Origin of the sequence: Clostridium oryzae (assembly GCF_002029235.1) — a bacterium.
Classification (GTDB): domain Bacteria; phylum Bacillota; class Clostridia; order Clostridiales; family Clostridiaceae; genus Clostridium_AE; species Clostridium_AE oryzae.
In genome coordinates, this window is the sequence record NZ_MZGV01000126.1 from 1 (window position 1) to 5002 (window position 5002).

Here is a 5002-nt window from a genome sequence, read left to right on the forward strand (position 1 = left end):
CACGATTAATAGGCTTTTAAGTAGTTGGATTATTAAAAGAAAGTTAATTATAACAGTTTCCATATTGAAGAGAAGCCTTTAACTCTCTTTATAATTAAGATCTCACTTAATAATCTACGAAGAAAAATTAAAGATACAACTTCATCAAATAACGTCTGTAAAATTAACGTGTAGAAATTTTAGAGACGGTACTTTAAAACTAGCAATCTATATAATTTACAGAGCCCGCAGGGAGCGTTGACCGAGCGGTCAACGCTCCTATTGCTGGTTCGCAATATATTTAAAAAACAAAGTTTCCTTTTCTAAATACAGGTACTTCCTTGCCATCTGCAGTAATTCCTGTTATGTCAAGATCCTCTGTACCTATCATGAAATCCACATGAGTTAATGAATCATTAGCACCTTCCTTGTCAAGCTGTTCCCTGCTCATCTTGTCGCCACCTTGTAAGCAGGTTGGATATGCCTGTCCGATAGCTAAATGACAGGATGCATTTTCATCAAAAAGTGTGTTATAAAACAGTATCTTGCTATTGGATATTGGTGAATCATACTGAACTAATGCCACTTCTCCTAGATAATGACTTCCTTCATCAAGTTCAACTAGGCTCTTTAAGGACTCATATCCTTTTTCTGCAGTATAATCTACTATTTTTCCGTCTTTAAAAGTAATTGAGAAGTTTTCAATAAGATTTCCATGATAATCTAGTGGTTTTGAACTTACAACCTTACCATTTACGCCATTCTTTGATGGAAGCGTAAATATCTCCTCTGTAGGGATATTTGCTATAAATTCAGTACCTTCAGGACTAAAGGAAGAGCACCCAAGCCATAAAGCCTTAGGATTTAGTTCTATCCTTAAATCAGTACCTGCAGAATTTTTATATACAAGATACTTAAAGTTATATTTGTTCATTATATCCACACGTTTTTTACCAGCCAACTTGTGGTCGTTCCATGCTTTTACTGCATCACCGCCATTAATTCTTGTAACGCTGAATATAGCTTTCCATAAACTTTCCACTGCCTCTTCCTCTGATACATCAGGAAATACCTTTTTAGCCCAGCTATTTGTAGGTACTGAAACTACACACCATACATTTTGATCATTCATAAGCTTATCATTAAAATATTTTAAGCCTATATTTTTAGCTTTGACATTGCGTTTTATTCTGTCTTCAGAGACCCCCTTCATAATTTCAGGGTCAGAAGCGTAGATACCCAAAAATGCTGCGCCTTTATCCACATATTCCTGATAATATTTCTTGTTCCACTCAGGAAATTCATTAAATACATCATCATGCTTAGCTTCTAGGTATTTTATTCTGGAAGACATTTCATCGTCCCAATCCATAACTACATCTCTTGCACCATTTTTATAGGCAATCTCTGCTGCCATTCTAGCAAATTCAGCACATTCTATTGGCGAACTTATAACAAGAGTTTGATTATCCTGAATATTTATTCCTACCTTTACAATAATCTCTGCATACTTCTTTAAATAATCTTTGTTCATATTTTACCCCTTTCCCGATACCTTATCTCTATATATTTCTATAACAAGGCGAAATTAACCTAATTATTCTATACCATCGAATGCCTTTTTACAATAAAAGCCATTAAGCTGAATTTCTTCAATATCTTTTATCTTTACTCTTTTCTCTTCTTAAGCATAGCAGTACACACAGCCGTGCCTGCATTTCATTCCATCTGTACCTTTTGCATAGACTCCAATATCTCTGCTATAACTACACCCACAGGTCTTTCTCTGTCCTGTATCCTTTCCTTTCCGGACTCTGCCTCCAAACAGCTGTTCCAGAAGAGCTCCTTCTATGCAGTGTCCCTCTTTTATTCCTTCTACTTGCTGCAAGACTGGACTTGCGCATGAATATATAGTTATGCCGTATTTATCAGCTATCTCAACCATTTGCTCAAAAAACAAAATTTGTTTATGCTCATTTAAATGAATTACACCAGCACTGCTGTTTTCAATGTTTTTCTTAACATGTCCGTATAAGGATAGATATGAAGTAGTGACTCTGCAGTTCTCCATACCAAGCATTTTTATATCTCTACATAAAGTTTCAAAAGCTAATAATCTTGCCTTTTCTGGCTTATCAGGCGTTGGAGTTTTTTCTCCATTAACAGATATTATTATCGGATCAAATCTGATATTAAATTGTTCTGGTTTATACTTTTTTAATAGGCCTCCCAATATGTACAGTGTATCCTTATATTCAGGGACATTAGGTTCTAATTTCTTAGAATAATTATTTATAGTGTATTCAAAATATAGATTATAATTTTCAAGGTTCATAGGATTCCTTAGAACATTATTAAAATTCTTGCTCCATAGGACTATTGAATGCACATTTTCAGGCGTTAAATCCACGGTATATGTTTTATCTTGAAACCTTGGATTTACAAGTTCCACAAAGCCTTTATTAAGAACCTGTTGAAACCAATCATAGAAAAAAGCAGGTATATCTGTTCTCCTTGAAGCTGATATTACATTTTTAATTTTTACTTTTTTATTTTTTGACGTATCTCCGAATAAATTTATCTGTTCTCCATCCACACAATCACACCTTTCTTCATAGATAACAAACTTCAGTTGACAACTTATATGTATTTAATTATTGGTCAGTATTCGCTGTTTATACCGCCTTTAAATTAAAGCCTCCACATTTGTTATATATTCACTGCTCAGCTGCGCAAAACTTTATAAAGTCATTTATAAAATCATCCCCATAAAGATATACAAAGTTAAATTCTCTTAGAATGCGAAAATTCTTTATGGGTACATATTTTATACTGCCACGTTTCAGTTCAAGTTGTACCGTTTCCTTTGAAATTACCGAATATCCTATATTTTCTTTTATAAGAGCCTTTATTGCTGTTATACTTCCAATCTCCATGTAGGGTTTATAAGTCATCAAATCATATTCTATTTCTGCAAGTCTATTTTCAAATACTTTTCTTGTTCCAGAACCCTCTTCTCTAAGTATAAGATGTCCATTCAGTATCTCCTCCATCGTCACAGAGCTTCGTTTTGCAAATTCATGCTTTGGAGCTACAGCTAGTATAAGTTCATCATCTTTAAATTTACTGAACTTAAACTTATTTTTGTTAAAGGTTCCTTCCACTAAAGCAAAATCAATTTTGCCAGCTATAAGCTTTTCAAGTATTTCTGAAGTATTATTAACCTGCAGCTGAATGTTTATATTTTCATGTAGTTTTTTATATTTGCTAAGTATTGACGGCAAAACATATCCTCCCAGCGTCATCGTGGCACCTAAACTATAATTTTTGATAATAGCTGTTTTGTTCTTTAATTTATTTTCAGCTTTTTTGTACAGTTCTTCTATTTCTTCAGCGTACCTATATAGGATATTGCCTTCTTCTGTTAATTTAAAACCTCTTCCATATTTTTTTGTGAGCTTTACACCATACTCATCTTCTAGATATTTCATATGCTGAGAAATCGCAGGCTGGGTCAGTCTTAATATTTCAGCAGTTTTTGTGTAACTGTTATTTTTAGCTAAAGTCAAAAATGTTAATAATCTTATATCAATCAAAGCCATTCTCCTATGTATAAAAAATATTTATACATAATTATATCATATAAGGAAAACTTATATATCTATAAAAATATGTAATTGGATTAAATATCATAATGACGTTATTATGATATAAGAAAATATAAATATAAGACGAACTAAACATTCGCAATTTACTTAAAGGGGGACATTTCAATGACTTGGATAAAAAATAACTTTCCTGGAATATTATTATCTTTTATAATAGCGTTAGCCGCATCCTTTCTCGGCAGTCAATTTCCTATTATTGGCGGTGCTGTATTCGGAATAGTCATAGGCATCATAATTAACAATGTTTGGGGCAAGCCTTCTTTTGCCGCTCAAGGCGTCACATTTACATCCAAAAAAATACTCCAATGGGCTGTTATCGTTCTTGGAGCAGGACTCAGTTTAAAGCAGGTTCTGATAACAGGCAAAGAATCTCTTTCAATCATGATTTTTACGATTCTAGCTGCATTCTTAGCAGCTTTCATCTTTGGAAAACTGCTTAAAATTCCATATAAATTAAAATCTTTGATAGGTGTAGGTACAGCCATCTGCGGAGGTTCTGCAATAGCATCAATAGCTCCGATAATAGAAGCTGATGATATGGAAGTTGCTTACTCCATATCAACTATATTTCTATTTAACATAATTGCTGTTCTTATCTTTCCTGCTCTCGGACATTTGATGCATTTTTCTAGCAGAGACTTTGGAATGTGGGCAGGAACAGCAATTAATGACACTTCTTCAGTTGTCGCTGCCGGCTATATTTTCAGTAATGCTGCTGGTGCATATGCTACTATAGTAAAGCTTACAAGAACTACTATGATAATACCAATATCTATTATTTTTACTATAGTGACAGCTATGGAGAAGAAGAAAAAAGCTGCTAAAGATAAGAATGTAAATTATAGTTTCAGGAAAGTATTTCCGTGGTTTATACTATGGTTTATAGTAGCTTCACTTTTAAATACACTTGGATTTTTCAATGAAACTGCTCTTAAATATATAAGTATATTAGGAAAATTTATGATAGTTATGGCTCTTTCAGCCGTAGGACTTAACTCTGATTTTAGAAAGATGCTGAAGACTGGAATAAAGCCATTGCTGCTTGGACTGATTGTTTGGTTCACTGTGGCAGTAGTAAGCATCATAGTACTATAAAAAAGGGTAGGAAGTGGTTTCCGTCGGCTGGAAAATGCCTCCTCCAACCACTTCCTACCCTATACCGACTCTATGCATTTACAAAGTATTATTTTCTATATTACCTCTCCCAAATTATCTTTCTTGTTTATCTATTTACTAGTATTTTCTTAAGAGCTTTCTTCTTATTACTTCGCATATTATATAGTTACATCTTTTTAACAGTACATTCAATTTATGAGTAGGTAAGAACTAAGAAGTTATAGTTATTCAAGAAATTC

Annotated in this window: 4 protein-coding genes; 1 reads left to right on the forward strand and 3 read right to left on the reverse strand. The window is 33.4% G+C overall.

Annotated elements, in window-relative coordinates:
- Positions 1-280 precede the first annotated feature (280 nt).
- The 3 genes from CLORY_RS22400 to CLORY_RS22410 all read right to left on the reverse strand — a co-directional run bounded on the left by CLORY_RS22400 (position 281) and on the right by CLORY_RS22410 (position 3575).
- Positions 281-1513 carry an aminopeptidase gene (locus CLORY_RS22400; RefSeq protein WP_079428746.1) on the reverse strand — a complete coding sequence of 411 codons (1233 nt, stop codon included), beginning with the start codon at positions 1511-1513 and terminating at the stop codon, positions 281-283.
- A 150-nt stretch (positions 1514-1663) separates the two neighbouring features.
- The gene (locus CLORY_RS22405) at positions 1664-2575 is read right to left on the reverse strand and encodes a DUF1848 family protein (protein WP_242954491.1); all 912 of its coding nucleotides are present in this window, start codon (positions 2573-2575) and stop codon (positions 1664-1666) included.
- Between the two features lie 121 nt (positions 2576-2696).
- Positions 2697-3575, reverse strand: coding sequence for a LysR family transcriptional regulator (locus tag CLORY_RS22410; RefSeq protein WP_079428748.1), 879 nt, complete (start codon positions 3573-3575; stop codon positions 2697-2699).
- A gap of 177 nt (positions 3576-3752) precedes the next feature.
- Here CLORY_RS22410 and CLORY_RS22415 point away from each other — a divergent pair, with 177 nt between their 5' ends.
- Complete coding sequence (locus tag CLORY_RS22415; protein ID WP_079428750.1) at positions 3753-4742, forward strand: YeiH family protein; 990 nt, start codon at positions 3753-3755, stop codon at positions 4740-4742.
- The last annotated feature ends 260 nt before the right edge of the window (positions 4743-5002 follow it).

Bases quoted from the DNA above. Each gene is read 5' to 3' on its own strand.
- CLORY_RS22400 (WP_079428746.1), bottom strand. From the start codon at position 1,513: ATGAACAAAGATTATTTAAAGAAGTATGCAGAGATTATTGTAAAGGTA.
- CLORY_RS22415 (WP_079428750.1), top strand. From the start codon at position 3,753: ATGACTTGGATAAAAAATAACTTTCCTGGAATATTATTATCTTTTATA.